Origin of the sequence: Ruegeria sp. HKCCA5763, from assembly GCF_013034545.1 — a bacterium.
Taxonomy (GTDB): domain Bacteria; phylum Pseudomonadota; class Alphaproteobacteria; order Rhodobacterales; family Rhodobacteraceae; genus Ruegeria.
In genome coordinates this window covers 700,290-717,237 of the sequence record NZ_WQGF01000001.1, presented here as the reverse complement: position 1 = coordinate 717,237, position 16,948 = coordinate 700,290, and the positions used below count along the sequence as shown (strand labels likewise).

The 16,948-nt window shown below is 56.6% G+C and carries 15 protein-coding genes; 9 read left to right on the top strand and 6 right to left on the bottom strand.

What is annotated here, in order from left to right; translation table 11 throughout:
- Positions 1 to 249: 249 nt before the first annotated feature.
- Positions 250 to 1,002 (bottom strand): UMP kinase, encoded by a 753-nt coding sequence (gene pyrH / locus GOV89_RS03495; RefSeq protein ID WP_171174412.1) that lies wholly within the window; start codon positions 1,000 to 1,002, stop codon positions 250 to 252.
- Positions 1,003 to 1,099: 97 nt separating this feature from the next.
- On the opposite strand from pyrH, the gene miaA reads away from it, so the two are divergent.
- From miaA to GOV89_RS03470, 5 genes are all read left to right on the top strand, one after another.
- Positions 1,100 to 1,993, top strand: coding sequence for a tRNA (adenosine(37)-N6)-dimethylallyltransferase MiaA (gene miaA, locus GOV89_RS03490; protein ID WP_171237474.1), 894 nt, complete (start codon positions 1,100 to 1,102; stop codon positions 1,991 to 1,993).
- A gap of 342 nt (positions 1,994 to 2,335) precedes the next feature.
- Positions 2,336 to 4,006, top strand: coding sequence for an ABC transporter substrate-binding protein (locus GOV89_RS03485; RefSeq protein WP_171174416.1), 1,671 nt, complete (start codon positions 2,336 to 2,338; stop codon positions 4,004 to 4,006).
- Between the two features lie 135 nt (positions 4,007 to 4,141).
- Positions 4,142 to 5,188, top strand: a complete 1,047-nt coding sequence (locus GOV89_RS03480; protein WP_171174417.1) for an ABC transporter permease — start codon at positions 4,142 to 4,144, stop codon at positions 5,186 to 5,188.
- A gap of 13 nt (positions 5,189 to 5,201) precedes the next feature.
- On the top strand, positions 5,202 to 6,665 hold the full coding sequence (locus GOV89_RS03475; RefSeq protein ID WP_171174420.1) for an ABC transporter permease: 1,464 nt from the start codon (positions 5,202 to 5,204) through the stop codon (positions 6,663 to 6,665).
- Between the two features lie 91 nt (positions 6,666 to 6,756).
- Positions 6,757 to 8,844, top strand: a complete 2,088-nt coding sequence (locus GOV89_RS03470) for an ABC transporter ATP-binding protein (protein ID WP_171237473.1) — start codon at positions 6,757 to 6,759, stop codon at positions 8,842 to 8,844.
- Between the two features lie 118 nt (positions 8,845 to 8,962).
- Here GOV89_RS03470 and GOV89_RS03465 read toward each other — a convergent pair whose 3' ends face one another.
- The 3 genes from GOV89_RS03465 to GOV89_RS03455 form a co-directional block, all read right to left on the bottom strand.
- A complete protein-coding gene (locus tag GOV89_RS03465; protein ID WP_171174424.1) occupies positions 8,963 to 9,949 on the bottom strand; it encodes an MBL fold metallo-hydrolase in 987 nt (328 codons plus the stop codon).
- 129 nt (positions 9,950 to 10,078) lie between these two features.
- Positions 10,079 to 11,041: a LuxR C-terminal-related transcriptional regulator gene (locus GOV89_RS03460; RefSeq protein ID WP_171237472.1), complete on the bottom strand. Its 963-nt coding sequence runs from the start codon at positions 11,039 to 11,041 to the stop codon at positions 10,079 to 10,081.
- Positions 11,042 to 11,138: 97 nt separating this feature from the next.
- Positions 11,139 to 11,717: a lytic transglycosylase domain-containing protein gene (locus GOV89_RS03455; protein WP_171174435.1), complete on the bottom strand. Its 579-nt coding sequence runs from the start codon at positions 11,715 to 11,717 to the stop codon at positions 11,139 to 11,141.
- Positions 11,718 to 11,920: 203 nt separating this feature from the next.
- On the opposite strand from GOV89_RS03455, the gene ssb reads away from it, so the two are divergent.
- Both ssb and GOV89_RS03445 read left to right on the top strand, forming a co-directional pair.
- Complete coding sequence (gene ssb / locus GOV89_RS03450) at positions 11,921 to 12,409, top strand: single-stranded DNA-binding protein (RefSeq protein WP_171237471.1); 489 nt, start codon at positions 11,921 to 11,923, stop codon at positions 12,407 to 12,409.
- Positions 12,410 to 12,427: 18 nt separating this feature from the next.
- Positions 12,428 to 13,498 (top strand): site-2 protease family protein, encoded by a 1,071-nt coding sequence (locus tag GOV89_RS03445; RefSeq protein ID WP_171237470.1) that lies wholly within the window; start codon positions 12,428 to 12,430, stop codon positions 13,496 to 13,498.
- A 9-nt stretch (positions 13,499 to 13,507) separates the two neighbouring features.
- Here the strand turns inward: GOV89_RS03445 and aroB are convergent, their stop codons facing one another.
- Entirely contained in the window at positions 13,508 to 14,620 is a 1,113-nt protein-coding gene (gene aroB, locus GOV89_RS03440; protein ID WP_171174441.1) for a 3-dehydroquinate synthase, read from the bottom strand.
- Positions 14,620 to 15,207 (bottom strand): shikimate kinase, encoded by a 588-nt coding sequence (locus GOV89_RS03435; protein ID WP_171174443.1) that lies wholly within the window; start codon positions 15,205 to 15,207, stop codon positions 14,620 to 14,622. Before GOV89_RS03435 ends, aroB begins: the two co-directional genes overlap by 1 nt.
- Positions 15,208 to 15,286: 79 nt before the next feature.
- On the opposite strand from GOV89_RS03435, the gene GOV89_RS03430 reads away from it, so the two are divergent.
- Together GOV89_RS03430 and GOV89_RS03425 are read left to right on the top strand one after the other, a co-directional pair.
- Positions 15,287 to 15,436 carry a hypothetical protein gene (locus GOV89_RS03430; protein WP_171174444.1) on the top strand — a complete coding sequence of 50 codons (150 nt, stop codon included), beginning with the start codon at positions 15,287 to 15,289 and terminating at the stop codon, positions 15,434 to 15,436.
- Positions 15,426 to 16,946 (top strand): hypothetical protein, encoded by a 1,521-nt coding sequence (locus GOV89_RS03425; RefSeq protein ID WP_171237469.1) that lies wholly within the window; start codon positions 15,426 to 15,428, stop codon positions 16,944 to 16,946. Before GOV89_RS03430 ends, GOV89_RS03425 begins: the two co-directional genes overlap by 11 nt.
- Positions 16,947 to 16,948 lie beyond the last annotated feature (2 nt).

The window sequence follows — 16,948 nt, the reverse complement described above, 5'->3', positions numbered from 1 at the left end:
CTCTTTGCTCCTTAGTTTTTTCAGTCAGATCAATGAGATGCCCGCTCATGTTTCCAGGCACCTCAGAAATCATGGCAGGTCTTCCAGCCCAGCCTATCGTTACGCCGAAGAAAGGCGCACCACACGGCAGCTCTTTGATAAGAAAGAGCAGTAGTACTTAGACAGCCGCTTCCATAACCGTCAAGTCGCTGCAAAAAAAAGAAAACCCCGGAAAGAACCCGAGGTTTACATCGCGCGTTGGAACGGGATTTAGCCCTGAACTTTGGTGTACGTCCCCTCGCCCGCCAAAATGCCACGGAAACCACCGGGCTCATCCAAGCCGAAAACGATCAGGGGCAGGTTGTTGTCCCGCGCCAGCGCAATCGCCGAGGCATCCATAACACGCAGTCGCTTAGCCAGCACATCATCGTATGAGACGGTATCATAGCGTACCGCGTCAGCATGTTCTTTGGGGTCTTTGTCGTATACGCCATCAACACCGTTCTTGCCCATAAAGATCGCCTCACACGCCATTTCATTGGCACGCAGGGTGGCGGCGGTGTCCGTAGTAAAATACGGGTTACCGGTTCCGGCTGCAAAAATACAGACCCGCTTTTTCTCAAGGTGGCGCACGGCGCGGCGACGAATGTAGGGCTCGCACACCTCATCCATGCGAATGGCCGAGATCACACGCGTGAACACCCCGATTTCTTCCAGTGCCGACTGCATTCCCAGCGCGTTCATAACCGTGGCCAACATGCCCATATAATCTGCCGTGGTTCGTTCCATGCCCTGAGCTGATCCGCTCAGGCCACGGAAGATATTGCCGCCGCCGATGACCATGCAGATCTCAACGCCCAAATCGTGAACCGATTTCACCTCTTGCGCGATGCGCTGAACGGTTGGTGGGTGCAAGCCGAATCCCTGATCCCCCATCAATGCTTCGCCCGAGATTTTCAGCATAACTCTGTTATACTTGGTTTTCGGGGTTTCTGCGGTTTCTGATGAAGGGGAAAGGCTCATATTGCGCTCCGGGCTGGCACGGGGTTAATTTCCGGCGCAAAATGAAGCAAAAGCTCCGCAGGTTCAATGCGGTTGGTGAGGATCGAGGCAACCGCACATGGCCCAGCAATCAACAGCGCAATTATTTCGACACTTACCCGCCATCCCCGACGACAAACCGGTGCTGATTGCGGGCCCGACGGCGTCAGGAAAGTCTGCTTTGGCGCTTGAGATTGCCGAACGGTTTGGCGGTGTGATCGTTAACGCGGATGCCAGCCAGGTTTATGATTGCTGGCGCGTTGTCTCTGCCCGACCATCCGCCGAAGAAGAGGCCCGAGCCCCGCATCGCCTTTATGGTCATGTCGCATATGATCAGGATTATTCAACAGGTCATTGGCTGCGCGAGGTGATCCCTTTGCTGACCGGGAACAAGCGCCCAATCATCGTGGGCGGCACCGGTTTGTACTTTACCGCGTTGACCGAGGGCATGGCACAGATCCCGGCCACACCCCAAGCGATCCGGTCTGAGGCGGACCAGATACCGCTGCAAGAGCTAATCGACGGAATAGACAACGACACGCGATCCGGTCTGGACACACAAAACCGGGCTCGCGTGCAACGCGCCTGGGAAGTCCAACGCGCCACCGGACGAAGCCTGCTGTCTTGGCAGGCCGACACGCCACCACCGGTTTTGAACCTAAGGGACACCGTGCCAATTGTCTTCGACGTTGATAAGGCTTGGCTTTTGGCGCGAATAGAGCGTCGATTCGATCAGATGCTGGATCAAGGTGCCATCGAGGAAGTGCGCGCCATGCAGGATCGTTTTGACCCCAGCTTGCCCGCGTGCAAAGCCATCGGCGTACCCGAGCTCAGGGCCTACCTGAACGGGTCAATGACCTTGGATCAGGCTCGTGAACGCGCAACGATTGCGACACGGCAATTCGCTAAGCGTCAGCGCACCTGGTTTCGGGCGCGCATGAAAGAATGGAATCACGTCGAAATCTCACCATGATACCAAGCACATTAACGTTGCTCGGATGATCTCCTTAAGCGCCGTCAAGACACTGTTTTTAATGATTTTATTTCAAATCCACAAGTGACCCTTAACAACGGCCGCGCTCGAATCTTTACCGTCTAATGACGACAGACCACGTGTTCAACTTGGCGAGAATGTCGTTTTTGAACGTTTAATGACGAATTCGAACATTGACGTTGGCGGAATTCTGGTGCCGAATACCGTCATGGGGATGCACAGAAACCAAAAATCAAAACCCTTCAATCTGGCGACCGGTAAAAACCGGGTCGCGTAGAACCATAATCAATCAACAAAATCTAATGTCACAGGGAGACATCTATGACGAATGACGTAACCACCAATGACAAGGTGCACTGGGCGGCCGAGATGCACGCACAGGAATACCGTGACGGCAAGCTGAGCCGCCGTGAGTTCCTGACCCGTGCCACCGGTCTGGGCGTTACCGCAGCCGCTGCATATGGCATGATCGGCCTTGCCGCTCCTGCTCAAGCCGAAGGCGAAGACGCCAAGAAAGAAGGCGGAACCATTCGCGTTCAACAAGAAGTACGCGCACTGAAAGATCCGCGCACTTATGACTGGTCGCAAATCGCGAACGTCTCACGCGGGACGCTGGAATATCTGGTCGAGTACAACTCGGACGGGACATTCCGCGGCATGTTGCTGGAAGGCTGGGAAGTCAACGAAGACGCAACGGTCTACACTCTGAAAGTCCGTTCGGGCGTCAAGTGGAACAATGGCGATGATTTCACCGCTGATGACGTGGCCCGCAACATCGCACGTTGGTGTGACAAGAGTTCGGAAACCAACTCGATGGCTGGTCGTTTTGCTACGCTGGTTGACGCAGATACAGGTCAGGCCGTGGAAGGCGGGATCGAAGTTGTCGACGCCAACACCGTTAAGCTGAACCTGCCTGCTTCTGATATCTCGCTGATCGCAGGTATGGCTGACTATCCGGCTGCGATCGTACACAGCTCATTCAGCGAAACTGACCTGCTGAACAACGTCGGTACGGGCCCCTACCTGATGAGTGAGCTGGAAGTCGGTGTGAAAGCGGTTCTGACGCGCAACGAAGATCACACCTGGTGGGGAGAAGAGGTCTTTGGTCGCCCTGCTTTGGACAGCATCGTGTACACCGACTATGGAACCGACCCGTCAGCGTGGCTGGCGGCACTGGAGTCCGACGAAGTCGACATGCTGTATGAATCAGTTGGCGAGTTCATCGACGTGATGGACGGACTTGGCTATGTGAAGTCCGAAGTGGTCACGATGAACACCATTGTTATCCGGCCGAACCAGCTGGCCGAAATTGATGGCAAGCAAGTCTACGCGGACAAGCGCGTGCGTAAGGCTTTGCAAATGGCCGTTGACAATTCGGTCTGCCTGGAATTGGGCTTTGGTGGCCGCGGCACGCCTGCCGAAAACCACCATGTCGGCCCGATTCATCCAGATTATTACGAACTGCCACCGCAGAAAGTGGATCCTGAGGGTGCACGCGCCCTTATGGAAGAGGCCGGAATGGCCGATTTCGAACATGAGCTGATCTCGATCGACGACGACTGGCGCCGGAACACAACCGACGCCGTGGCCGCGCAGCTGCGCGACGCGGGGATCAAGGTCAAGCGGACCGTTCTGCCGGGCAACACCTTCTGGAACGACTGGGCAAAGTACCCCTACAGCTCGACCAACTGGAACCACCGTCCGCTTGGTGTTCAAATCTGGGCACTGGCCTATCGGACAGGCGAAGCGTGGAATGAATTTGGCTGGTCCAACGCCGAGTTCGACTCAATCCTGACGGAAGCTCTGGCGATCGCAGATGCGGACAAGCGCCGCGAAGTCGTCGCCAAGGGCGAGGCCTTGATCCAGGAAGAAGGTGTAACCATCCAGCCCTATTGGCGTGCGCTCTATCGCCATATGAAAGATGGTCTGGTCGGTACTGACATGCACGTGTCGTTCGAACATCATCACTACAAGTGGGGCTGGGCCGCTTAACGCCAGCCTGCTTCTCACAAGGGGCGCCTGATTGGGCGCCCCTTTCCAGCCGCAGACCTGCCGACACGGGGTCGGATGTCCGAGGCCAGAAAATGGTCCACTGATCTGCGGAACACCCGAACAACAGGGGCCAACATGGGACTTTTTATCCTCCGACGGTTTGGCGTGATGCTACTCACAGCACTCTGCCTGACTTTCGTGGTCTTCTTTTTGACCAACCTCTACCCGAACCTTGAAAAGCTTGCCAAAACGCAAGGCAACCAGCGGATGTCTGACGAGCAGGTCGAAACATGGCTGGGGAATCGTGGCTACCTTCAGCCAACGCTGATCAAGTATGGTCAGTGGCTTGGCGTGATGCCGGGCTTCACCAAAACACTGGAAGACGGCACATTTCAGGGCACCTGTGTGCGTCCCGGTTTGACCGAAGAAGATACGCCCCGCTATTGCGGCGTCCTGCAAGGGGATTGGGGGTATTCCACTGTCTTCAAGGATGAGGTCGGAAAGATCGTCGGCGTCCGTCTTGGCAACACCGGCTATCTCATGTTCTGGGTTTTGGTCCTGATGGTTCCGTCTGCACTTTTAGTCGGAGTTCTGGCTGGGATGCGCGAAGGATCCGCGTTGGACCGGTCGCTGTCGACATTCTCTATCATCACGACCGCGACGCCTGAATACGTCTCGGGCGTGATCTTCATCGCGATTTTCACCTCGTCGACCGTTGGACTAAAATGGTTCAAGGGCACGGCGACATCAGCGATGGAAAACCCGACTTTCGAGAACTTCTTCCTGCCGGTACTGACCATCTCACTTTACGGGATGGGCTATATCGCCCGCATGACCCGCGCCTCGATGACCGAGGTGATGACCGCGCAATACATCCGAACCGCGCGGCTCAAGGGGGTGTCCTTCAGCAACATCGTCATGAAACACGCGCTGCGCAACGCGCTGATCGCGCCCTTCACCGTCATCATGCTGCAGTTCCCGTGGCTGCTGAATGGCGTCGTGATCGTCGAGACCCTTTTCAACTACAAGGGCTTTGGCTGGGCACTGGTTCAGGCGGCGGGCAACAACGACATTCAGCTTCTGCTGGCGATCTCGGTCGTGTCGGTCTTTGTGGTTCTGTTGACTCAGCTGATTTCGGATATCGGCTATGTCTACCTTAACCCGCGCATTCGCATTTCTTAAGGAGGGATAGATTATGGAACCACTTACCTGGACCGGCTCTATCGCCTTCCTGAATCCAATCCTGTTGCTCGCACTCGCCGCACTGGCGCTTTCGATCATAGTCTGGATCGTCGCGAGCATCTTTTTGCCTGAACAGCAGATCACCGTAAACTCGGATGGCTCTGTCAGTTCAAGCGGTGGGCTGAGAGGCCTCATCCAAACGGCGCTACACTACAGCTTTCTGGCCAGCGTCGGATTGTCGGTTGCGTATCTGCTGCTGGGCATTTTTATGGGGACCAATGCAGGGATCATCGGCGCGATGTCGCAACAGTTCCTGCCTGTTTGGGTAGCGCTGATCATCATGTTCGCGTCGTCCATCGCCTTTAAACGGCGTCTTGGATTGTACGGCAAACTCTATGACAGCCCCATCGGCATGATCGGTTTCGGTCTTGTGATGTTCTGGGTGTTTACCGGCATCTTCGGCGCAATGGACATGATTGTGACGCATGACCCGCTGACGCAGCTTTCGGGCATGAAGAACAAGGTACCTGGCACGCCTCTGCCAAATCTGGAAGACGGGCAATATGCCTGGTACCTGCTGGGCGGTGACAATCTGGCCCGCGACGTCTTCAGCCGAATGGTAAAGGGCGCGTGGATCGTGGTGCAAATCGCGCCGCTTGCCACGATGTTTGCCTTCATGGTCGGCATCACTCTGGGTCTGCCCGCAGGATATTATGGCGGTCGTCTGGACACGTTCCTGTCGTTCTTGGCCAACCTGATCCTTGCCTTCCCAGTGATCCTGCTGTTCTACCTTCTGGTAACGCCCGAGATCGTCGCGACTGGGGTACCGAACTATATGGCTGCGGTGCTGTTTGTATTCCCGATCCTGTTCCTGGCGGTTTTGCTGAACTCTCGGTTCTATACACGTCCGAAATTCCGAACGCCGCTTCTGGTGGCGGTGCTGGGGATCACGGTCTGGCTGTACCTATCGCTGATTTCGACCGGTGGGTATGTGATTAATACGGATGACTATCGCATCTGGGGCCTGCCGACATATCTGGATCTGTTCGACATTCCGGGCGGTATTCTGGTGGTGTTCGTTTCAGTGGTCTTTGTGAACTCGCCCACGGTGTTCCGTATCGTGCGGGGTCTGGCGCTGGACATCAAAACCCGTGATTACGTTGCGGCGGCGCAAACTCGTGGCGAAGGACCGTGGTACATAATGCTGTGGGAAATCCTGCCTAATGCTCGTGGTCCACTGATCGTCGATTTCTGTCTGCGTATCGGTTACACAACCATACTGCTGGGAACCTTGGGCTTCTTCGGACTGGGCCTTCCACCTGAAAGCCCGGACTGGGGTTCGACGATCAACGAGGGGCGTAAGCTTCTGTCGATCTACCTGCACCCTGCCCTTCCGCCTGCCTTTGCCCTGCTGTCGCTGGTTCTGGGTCTGAACCTGCTGGCTGACGGTCTGCGCGAAGAAAGCCTGAAGGACTGATGTGATCGAGGCCGGGGGCTCTGCCCCCGGACCCCCGAGGTATTTTTAGCCAGATGAAGGGGATCCCCGCATTTGGTGAGGAGTAAACAAGATGAGCAAAATGGCGGATTATGACGGTCCGATCCTGGAGATCGACAAGCTGTCTATCTCATTCTTTACCCGCCTGCGGGAAATTCCCGCCGTGATGGATTTCTCAGTCAGTGTGCAGCCCGGCGAGGCTGTGGGATTGGTCGGTGAATCCGGGTGCGGTAAGTCAACCGTGGCGTTGGGTGTCATGCAGGATCTTGGCAAGAACGGTCGGATCGTCGGAGGGACGATCAAGTTCAAAGGCAGGGATCTTTCAGAAATGTCGGCGGAAGAGTTGCGCGATGTTCGCGGCAACGAAATCGCGATGATCTATCAGGAGCCGATGGCATCGCTGAACCCGGCGATGAAGATCGGCAAACAGCTGATGGAAGTCCCGATGATCCACGAAGGCGTCAGTGCGGAAGAAGCATATTCACGAGCACTGGAAGTGGTGACGGATGTGCGCTTGCCTGACCCGGAGCGAATGCTGAATTCTTTCCCGCATCAGCTTTCTGGCGGTCAACAGCAACGCATTGTGATTGCGATGGCGCTGATGTCGAAACCGGCGCTGCTGATCCTGGATGAGCCAACAACCGCTTTGGACGTGACAGTCGAAGCCGCCGTTGTTGAGCTGGTCAAGGATCTGGGCAAGAAATACGGCACCTCTATGCTGTTCATTTCGCACAATCTCGGGCTGGTTCTGGAAACCTGCGACCGGCTGTGTGTGATGTATTCGGGCGAAGCGGTCGAACGTGGCTCGATCAAGGATGTGTTCGACGAGATGCAGCATCCTTATACACAGGCGTTGTTCCGGTCGATCCCGCTGCCGGGGGCCGACAAGAATTCGCGTCCGCTGGTGGCCATCCCCGGCAACTTCCCCCTACCCCATGAGCGGCCTCCGGGGTGTAACTTTGGTCCGCGTTGCGACTACTTCGAAGAGGGGCGCTGCGACGCAAAAGACATTCTGATGGAGGCTGTGCCAGTAAATGACCGGCACCATACGCGCTGTCTGAAATTCCAAGAGATCGACTGGAACGCACCGATCACGGTAGGCGAACAGAAAGAGAAAGGCGAAATCGGGCGGACTGTTTTGAAAATGGACAACCTCAAGAAATACTATGAGGTTGCGGCAAACGCTCTGTTCGGTGGCGGCGAGACGAAAGTTGTGAAAGCCAACGAAACGCTCAGTTTCGAAGCACATGAATCCGAGACGCTGGCCATCGTGGGTGAATCCGGTTGCGGCAAATCTACTTTTGCCAAGGTGCTCATGGGGCTGGAAACGGCCACGGATGGTCAAATCCTGTTGGACAATCGGAATATCGAACAGGTGCCCATCGAAGAACGGGATGCCAAGACGGTTGGCGAAGTTCAGATGGTGTTCCAGAACCCGTTTGACACCTTGAACCCCTCGATGACCGTCGGGCGTCAGATCATTCGAGCGCTCGAGATTTTTGGGGTTGGAAACTCTGAGGCCGAGCGCAAGAAGCGGATGCTGGAGCTTCTGGATCTGGTGAAGCTGCCGCGTGCATTTGCGGATCGGATGCCGCGCCAGTTGTCCGGTGGTCAGAAACAGCGCGTGGGCATTGCGCGCGCCTTTGCGGGTGATGCTCGTATCGTGGTTGCGGACGAGCCTGTCTCGGCCCTGGACGTGTCGGTGCAGGCAGCTGTGACCGACCTGCTGATGGAAATCCAACGAGAGCATAAAACCACCTTGCTGTTCATCAGCCACGATCTGTCCATCGTGCGGTATCTCAGTGACCGGGTCATGGTCATGTATCTGGGTCATGTAGTCGAATTGGGCACGACCGATCAGGTTTTTGCCCCGCCCTATCACCCCTACACCGAAGCTCTTTTGAGCGCTGTTCCAATCGCCGATACTTCGGTCGAGAAGCAGCATATCGTGCTTGAAGGTGATATTCCCTCAGCCATGAACCCGCCGCCGGGCTGCCCGTTCCAGACACGATGCCGCTGGAAATCCGAAGTGCCGGATGGGCGTTGCGAGTCACATGTTCCGCCGGTGCAGACCTTGGCAGATGGGCATCAGGTGAAATGCCATCTGGCCGAAGACATTCTGGCGCGGATGGAACCGGTGATCAAAGTCGCCGCGGAGTAACCTTGCCAATAAGACTTAGAAAGGGCCGGTCATTGACCGGCCCTTTCTGGTAGCGCCACGTTTTGCGGGGAGACAGGCGGCGCTTAGGAATATGCGTGAGTGGTGTCCCCGATTGTCCTCAGCCTGTCATGACATTGTTGCCGAAATGCATGAACTCTTGGTTCATTCCGGCAACGTCACCGGCCTCTAGCTGCAAGCTGGCGCTTTCGAGCATTTTGTAGCTTTGCTGCCCCTTCACCCAATCGTCAGCCGATTGCAACGTGGTCAGTGTGTAGGATGTGACTTCGTTCAGGTAATGGGTGGGAATGATAACCTTGGGCTTAAGTTTAGAAACGATATCATTGCCTTGCTCAAAGCTGAGAATATGTTCCGATCCGTCCACCGGCAATGTCAGAACATCCACCTGTCCAATGGCATCCCAGAACTCCTGCGGCGGGTTGTGACGATTGTCGCCCCAGATCAGCGTGCGAATTCCACCGGTTTCCACCAGATAGACCACCATATCCATGTGACCCACATTGTTCGGCGGACAGGCTTCTGCCCCGAACTCGGCCAGCGCATTGGTCCAATCATACCACCCGGGTGCAACGCAGGCGTGCTTGTCTGCAAAACCAGTGATCTTGAGATCGGCGAACTCAAATTTGCCAACCATCCGGTCCAGCACCATGGTCGAGCTTGGCCGTTCGATGGCGTCATGGTCAAAATGCGCGTGGGTCGACAACGTGATATCCACCGGGATCTGAGGAAACTCGTTGCGGAACCACAAACCCCACGCCCCTGATGGATCATCGCGCCACGGGTCAAACAGAACGGTCGCCCCGTTGGGTGACGTGATTTTGATGGCGCAATGACCATAATAGTCGATCCCTACCGTTCCGGTGCTGGCCTGCCCGGTCGATCCCTGCAGATCGATGACGTGGTTATTGTTTCCCGGTTGCAACCAGGCTTGAGACTGCGCCTCAGCCGGTTTTGCGCCCAGTACTGAAGCCGTCGCACCAACGCCGGCAGCCCCTGCGGCCATAAAAAATGATCGACGTGAAAGCCCAGGTGCCAGGTGATCCTTGTCCCCGTTCAGGATGGTCGGTTTCAGATCTTTGCGATCCATTTAATGTACCTCTCTGTTGGACGTGTGCGATTTGCCCGCACCCCATCACAGAGGGTAACAAGCCAAAGAATGTTGGCTCAGACCGGAAAATTAGGGGTGGAATATGGGGGCAATCCCCATATTCCACCATCACGAAATTGAGAGAAGATGGCTGCGCAGGTTCTGGTCGCGCCCATCAAGGCCTAATTTGCGGCGAATGTTGTTGCGGTGAAAGTCGATTGTCGAAGTCTCGCGCGACAGCGCCTTTGCGATGTCCTTGGTAGTCTTTCCAAACATCACCATCTGGGCAATTTCCATCTCGGTCGGGGTCATCGCCGCAAACGCATCTGTCAATTTGTCGGACAGCGACGACGTGATCTCGTTCAGGTTATTCTCAACCAGGTCGAGGTAAACACTCTGCGACTCATCACCTGCCAACTGCGCTCGAACCTTATCCAGATAGGGCAGCACCCGGCTACGCACCTGTTCGACAATCTCCATGTCACGGCTCTTGCGATCATCTTCAAGACTAGACAGCAACACGCGCAACGCCGTGTTGGCTTCCTGTAATTCACGCGTGCGATCCGAGACCCGCGTTTCAAGCTGCGCAAGTGTTTCATTCAGTTTCTCTTCCAACGCGCGGCGCAGATAAACCTCTTGCAACAAAGCCAAATCCGCCTCGACCATGCGCGCAAACTGCGTCAGCCCTTCGCGGAACAGCAATGCCCGGCGGTTTTGTTTGCGATCTAGAACGCAGATTGTTCCGAACACGGATCCATCGGGCCATTTCAGCGGCAGACCGATGTAAAACGTCATGCCGTGTTCCAGATCGTCATTGTCCGACCAGACCGGGTCACAGGTGGCATCCTCGACCACCAGCTCTCCGTCCCGCTGCAGAACGCCCTGACAATAGAGTTTGGGATTCAGCTGGAAAGTCAATCCGACCGGATAGGGGTTTTCGGGATGATCTGAGGTGATCAGAACCGCATGGTCAGGCGCATCGGTTTTCATGATCAGGCTCGCGGGCACATCTGCCAACTCGGCGACCAGATCAACCAGTTGCTGCCAGTTGGCCAGTGTTTCTTTGGGAATTTGCGGGTGGTCAACAGGCATGAGGGGCCTCACCAGTTACTGGGCGGTACCCTCTCAGGTTAGTTGGACGAGCCGCACGGAATCAAGAATTGGACGCTCTGCGTCGCAGCATCCGGGCTTACCCGCCCCAGATGACCTTCACATAGTTCTGCGTTTCTTTATACGGCGGAATACCACCATGTTTTTCAACCGCTTTGGGACCCGCATTATAAGCAGCCAAAGCCAGTGGCCAGGATTTGAACTTGCGATACTGCCAGGACAGATATCTGGCCCCGCCTTCCAGGTTTTGTTTGGGATCGAGCGGATTTACACCCAAAAGCTCGGCGGTCTGAGGCATCAGCTGCGCCAGTCCCAGCGCGCCTTTGTGAGATTTCGCCTGCGGATTCCATCCGCTTTCCTGTTGTACAAGGCGCAGGAACAAGTCCTCGGGGATGTTGTGAAGCCTCGCAGCTTGCTTCGCCAGGTCCAGATACTGACCCCGGTACTTTCCGGTATAGCGTTTGCTGACCTGCGCGCGGGACGTTTTGGGTTTGAGACGCTCAGAATCCCGATACTGAGTGGCCGCGCGTGAATCCAAAACTTTGGATTGCTTCAGAAAAATATCCTTACGGCTTTTGGTGGACAGCGTTTGCGCCTGCACGGGCGCAACAGCCAGCACAAGGCAGACAACAGTAAACCCAGCAACCCAAGAACGCATCAATGCCAATCCTGCTCGATCAGAAACCAGTCGGAGTATAGGTATTCCCGACAAAAATGAAAGCTTGGTAAACATCAAAGTAAGACTCTTGTTGAACACTGTTGTATCAACTGTGTTTCAACCACGATGCAGGCCGTATAGGGTCTCACGAAACAAGCCGCGCCGGATTCGGTGCATATACGCGAAACAGAACGAGGAATTACATGGCGGGTTCAGTCAACAAGGTCATTCTGGTAGGTAATCTTGGCCGCGACCCCGAGGTTCGGTCGTTTCAGAACGGCGGCAAAGTGTGCAATCTGCGCATTGCCACCTCGGAAAACTGGAAAGACCGCAACACAGGCGAGCGTCGCGAACGTACAGAATGGCATTCGGTTGCCATCTTCTCAGAACCTTTGGCCCGCATTGCCGAGCAATATTTGCGCAAGGGCAGCAAGGTCTACATCGAAGGTCAGCTGGAAACCCGCAAGTGGCAGGATCAATCCGGTCAGGATCGTTATTCCACCGAAGTTGTCCTGCGCCCCTATCGAGGTGAACTGACCCTTCTGGACAGCCGTGGCGAAGGTGGCGGCGGAAGTGTCGGTGGTTATGGCGGCGGCCAAGCTGGTGGCGGTTACGGCGACCCTTACGGTGGCCCGTCCAGCTCACCAGCGCCTGCATCAGGTGGAATCGACGACGACGAGATTCCGTTCTAATCGAAACGGAGACACGACATGACATGGTCCTTCTCTCTCGGCCGGTTGCTCGGTTCCGAACTGAGGGTCCATGTCACTTTTCTTTTGCTTTTAGCATGGGTCGGCTTTGCAGCCTATTCCGCGGGCGGTCTGCCCGCCGCCATAGACAACCTTATTTTTGTTCTGGCGCTTTTTGCCTGTGTGGTTGCGCATGAATTTGGCCATGCCCTCATGGCCCGGCGCTATGGTATCAAAACTCCTGACATAACGCTGCTGCCAATCGGTGGACTGGCTCGGCTGGAACGCATGCCGGAAAAACCCATGCAAGAGGTCTATGTGGCGCTTGCGGGCCCTGCTGTGAATATTGTCATCTGGATCGTACTTGTTGCCCTTGGCGCAGGGACGCCATTTGAAACCTTTGCGCAGATCGACTCGCCCGGTACCGGGTTGATGGACAGGTTGGCCTATATCAACCTGCTGCTGGCCGCATTCAATATGATCCCCGCCTTTCCCATGGACGGAGGGCGGGTGTTCAGGGCCCTGCTGTGCTTGCGCATGGACCGGGTCAAAGCAACGCGTTTGGCCGCAATAGGCGGCCAGATCGTCGCCATCGGCCTTGGCTTTCTTGGTCTTAGCACCGCAAACCCCATCCTTGTCCTGATTGCGGTGTTCGTTTTCATCGCAGCCAACGCAGAAAGCCAGGATGTTGCATTGCGGTCCGCCGCCCGCCGCGTCTTGGCCCGGGACGCGATGATCACCGAGTTTCACGCCTTATCCCCCAGCGACACGCTCAGCACGGCGGCGCAAGCCGTCATTCATACGACACAGCACGAATTTCCTGTCCTGGAGGATGATCGTGGCCTGCTGGGTTTCGTAACCCGGGATCGCCTGTTCGCCGCTCTGGCCAGCGATCAGCCCCGATCAACCTCTGCGCTTTCGGTGATGGATGCCGATATTCCCTCAGTCGCCCTGACCACTGGGCTAGAAGAGGTGCTGGAGCATCTTCACAAAGGCGCTCCGGCCATCGCTGTTGTCACCCATGGCGGGCGCATGGTGGGCTATATCACGCGTGAGAATATCGGTGAACTCATGGTGATTCAGGGCCGCTAGGACCCTGTTTCACGCCGCCGCCAAAGCGTCTGACAGGACTGAGAGAACGGCGTCTTTCGGAACATCAGACGTAACAAAAGCCTGACCGAGGCCGCGCGCGAGGATGAAGCGCAATTGCCCATCCACAACCTTCTTGTCCTGCCCCATCAGTTCCACCAGCGCGTTGGCACTTGGAAGGTCTCCAGGAATATCAGCAAGATCGGTTTTCATCCCCATCGCGCGTAGATGCGCCCGCACCCGGCTTGGGTCTTCCTGCGAACACAGGCCAAGACGCGAGGACAGTTCAAACGCAAGCGCACAGCCGATGGCGACGCCTTCGCCATGCAGCAACCGGTCGGAATACCCTGTTGCCGCCTCAAGCGCGTGGCAGAACGTATGCCCCAAGTTCAGCAAAGCACGATCACCCTGTTCGGTTTCATCCCGTGCAACGATATCGGCTTTCATCTGCACTGAACGGGTGACGGCCCGCACGCGTGCCGCCATGTCTCCGGCGGACACGCTTGGGCCGTTTTGCTCGAGCCATTCAAAGAATTCCGCGTCACCCAGCAGACCGTATTTCACGACCTCGCCATAGCCCGACAGAAAATCCCTCTGGGTCATGGTTCCCAGGACCGAGGTATCGGCCAAAACCAGCGATGGTTGATGGAACGCCCCAATCAGGTTTTTTCCCTGAGGCGCATTGATCCCGGTTTTGCCGCCAACCGAGCTGTCAACTTGCGCCAGCAGCGAGGTAGGGATCTGCACAAACCTGACCCCGCGGCGCAGGACAGCCGCAGCAAAACCTGCAAGATCACCAATGACCCCACCACCCAAAGCCACAACCACATCCCGGCGCTCGACTTTCTCTGCCAGCAGCCATTCAACCGCGCGTTCAAAATGTGGCCAGCTTTTGGTGGCCTCGCCCGCAGGCAAGGCCAAGGCAGTCATCTCGACACCGGCGGCGTTGAGACCCGCACGCAGAGCGTCCAAGTGCAACTCAGCCACGTTCTCATCGGTCAGGACGGCCACTTTGGGGCGCGGCAATAGTGGGGAAATCCACTCTCCTGCCCGCGCCAGAAGATCCGGGCCGATCTCGACATCATACGAACGGTCGCCCAGATCCACATGTACTGTTTGATGCATTACTTCTGTTCCAAAACATCGGGGCGCGCCAGCAACGCTGCGACAACCCTGTCCACCATATTCTCGATCGAGGTTTCGCCATCGGACTCGACCGTCAAATCCGCCTCGGCGTAAACCGGTACGCGCGCCTCGTAGAGGGCTTTTAATGTCGCATACGGATCTGCGGTTCGAAGCAACGGGCGCGTGTCCTTGTGGCGCACCCGGTTCCACAACACGTTCAGGTCAGCCCGTAGCCATACCGAGGCGCCCTGCTGGCTGATCGTTCGCCGGTTTCCCGGTTGCAGAAATGCCCCGCCGCCAGTGGACAGGACACCCTTCTTCTCTTCCAGCAAGCGGCCGATAACCTGCGCTTCCTTTGCCCGAAAAAACGGTTCTCCGTCCCGTTCGAAAATTTCCGGGATGGTCATGTTGGCCGCTGATTCGATCTCGGCGTCGCTGTCCAGAAACGGAACGCCCAAGCGCGCCGCCAAAGCGCGGCCCACAGCAGTCTTGCCTGCCCCCATCATCCCGACCAAAACCACGGTTTTGTGCAGATCAAACCTGCCCTGTGCGTCTGCGATGTGCGTGTTATGCTTAATTTCGCTCATTTCTCTGTGAATGACGTGATCTTAGGAAAAATGCCAGTTATAACTTGGCCAAAATCAAAAATTGAGGCAGCGTGGGGCCATGGGCCGTCTGATCAAATTCGTGATATATGTTCTTTGCCTGGGTTTCATTGGGCTGGTGGCTTATGCCTATGTCGGTCCTTTCTTTGGCGCGGATTTCTCAGCACCCCAAAGTGAAATCCGCGAACCGGTCGTGCTGGATGTCGACTAAACAGGCGCTTTTTGCCGTCTTTCTGGCAGGATCGGCACAGGCGCAGGACCCTTTGTCAGCCATCGATTGGTTGTCGAATCCGCCCGAAAACCTTCCCGGAACCGTTCTGCTAGAGCCCCCGGTCGCCCAAAACGGCGCATTACCGGACATCGAGGTGACGTCGCTTGAGGCTCTGTCGCGGCCGTTGGGTCTTGTTTCGTCCACCGTTACGGGACTGCCGATCGACCTTTGGAAAGGCAGTGACCCCGCTCGCCTGGCTGAGTTGATCTCCAAAATCCCTGTTCGTGACAATCCTGCCATGCAGCGCTTGCTGTTCACGTTGCTCTTGTCCGAATCCCGCGCCCCGTCCGGGCCTGATGCGCAAGAGGTGCTGCTTTTGGCCCGCCTGGATCGGCTGATGCAGTTGGGTGCAGCAGATCCTGTACAATCCCTTGTGCAATTGGCAGGACCGACGGATACCCAAGAGCGGTTTCAACGCTGGTTTGACGCAACTCTGCTGACCGGGGACGAAGATCGCAGCTGCACCGCCCTGATTGCCCAACCTCATCTGTCGCAGAACTATGCGGTGCAGATATTCTGCAAAGCACGTCGCGGGGATTGGGCGTCTGCGGCGCTGACACTCGAAGCGGCGCACGCACTAGAACTTCTGCCGCCCGAAGACCTTGCTGTTCTTGATCGGTTTCTAAGCCCCGAGCTTTATGAGGGCGCAGCCTATTTGCCGCAGCCCGAAGACCCGGACCCGCTGAGTTTCCGGCTGTTCGAAGCCATCGGGGAACGCCTGCCATCCGCCCCTTTGCCGCGTGCTTTTGCCAATGCAGATCTGCGGGACGTCGCGGGCTGGAAGGCTCAGATCGAAGCCGCAGAACGGTTGACGCGGATCGGTGCTTTGACCCCAAATCAGCTCTTGGGCCTGTATACCGAACGTGATCCCGCTGCTTCTGGCGCAGTCTGGGATCGTGTCGCAGCCATCCAACAATTTGAAAGCGCGCTGAATACGGGCAATGCCGACGCCATCGGAAAGACTCTGCCTACAGTCTGGCAACAGATGCGCAGCGTGGGACTTGAAGTATCCTTTGCCGACCTTTTTGCCGAGCGCTTGTCGCAGGTAACTTTGCCGGTGCCCGCCACCGAAAACCTGCGCTGGCGCATCCTCATGTTGTCCGACATGTATGAGCGTGCAGCCCTTGCTACGCCCAACAACGGGACCGACACATTGTTCCTTGCGGCACTTGCGCAAGGCGATCCCGGACGCGCTGTTTCCCCTTCCCCCTTGGCAGATGCCGTCGCGCAGGGATTCGAGTGGTTGGCACCTGTGCCCAGCGACATCGACGCGTTGTTAGCCAACGGTCAGTTGGGCGAAGCCATTTTGGAAGCGATGCAACTGTTTGCCCATGGCGCGCGCGGCAATCTGGTGGATCTGGCCGGAGCAATCGCAACCTTCCGAAAGGTGGGGCTTGAGGACACGGCCCGCCGTGCCGCGCTGACGCTGCTGATCCTGCAAGAGCGGTGACC

Coding starts and splice junctions, on each gene's coding strand:
- GOV89_RS03455 (WP_171174435.1), bottom strand. CDS start 11,717: ATGCGTTCTTGGGTTGCTGGGTTTACTGTTGTCTGCCTTGTGCTGGCT.
- GOV89_RS03475 (WP_171174420.1), top strand. CDS start 5,202: ATGGAACCACTTACCTGGACCGGCTCTATCGCCTTCCTGAATCCAATC.
- pyrH (WP_171174412.1), bottom strand. CDS start 1,002: ATGAGCCTTTCCCCTTCATCAGAAACCGCAGAAACCCCGAAAACCAAG.
- GOV89_RS03430 (WP_171174444.1), top strand. CDS start 15,287: ATGGGCCGTCTGATCAAATTCGTGATATATGTTCTTTGCCTGGGTTTC.
- GOV89_RS03445 (WP_171237470.1), top strand. CDS start 12,428: ATGACATGGTCCTTCTCTCTCGGCCGGTTGCTCGGTTCCGAACTGAGG.
- GOV89_RS03425 (WP_171237469.1), top strand. CDS start 15,426: ATGTCGACTAAACAGGCGCTTTTTGCCGTCTTTCTGGCAGGATCGGCA.
- GOV89_RS03435 (WP_171174443.1), bottom strand. CDS start 15,207: ATGAGCGAAATTAAGCATAACACGCACATCGCAGACGCACAGGGCAGG.
- GOV89_RS03485 (WP_171174416.1), top strand. CDS start 2,336: ATGACGAATGACGTAACCACCAATGACAAGGTGCACTGGGCGGCCGAG.
- GOV89_RS03465 (WP_171174424.1), bottom strand. CDS start 9,949: ATGGATCGCAAAGATCTGAAACCGACCATCCTGAACGGGGACAAGGAT.
- GOV89_RS03480 (WP_171174417.1), top strand. CDS start 4,142: ATGGGACTTTTTATCCTCCGACGGTTTGGCGTGATGCTACTCACAGCA.
- miaA (WP_171237474.1), top strand. CDS start 1,100: ATGGCCCAGCAATCAACAGCGCAATTATTTCGACACTTACCCGCCATC.
- GOV89_RS03470 (WP_171237473.1), top strand. CDS start 6,757: ATGAGCAAAATGGCGGATTATGACGGTCCGATCCTGGAGATCGACAAG.
- ssb (WP_171237471.1), top strand. CDS start 11,921: ATGGCGGGTTCAGTCAACAAGGTCATTCTGGTAGGTAATCTTGGCCGC.
- aroB (WP_171174441.1), bottom strand. CDS start 14,620: ATGCATCAAACAGTACATGTGGATCTGGGCGACCGTTCGTATGATGTC.
- GOV89_RS03460 (WP_171237472.1), bottom strand. CDS start 11,041: ATGCCTGTTGACCACCCGCAAATTCCCAAAGAAACACTGGCCAACTGG.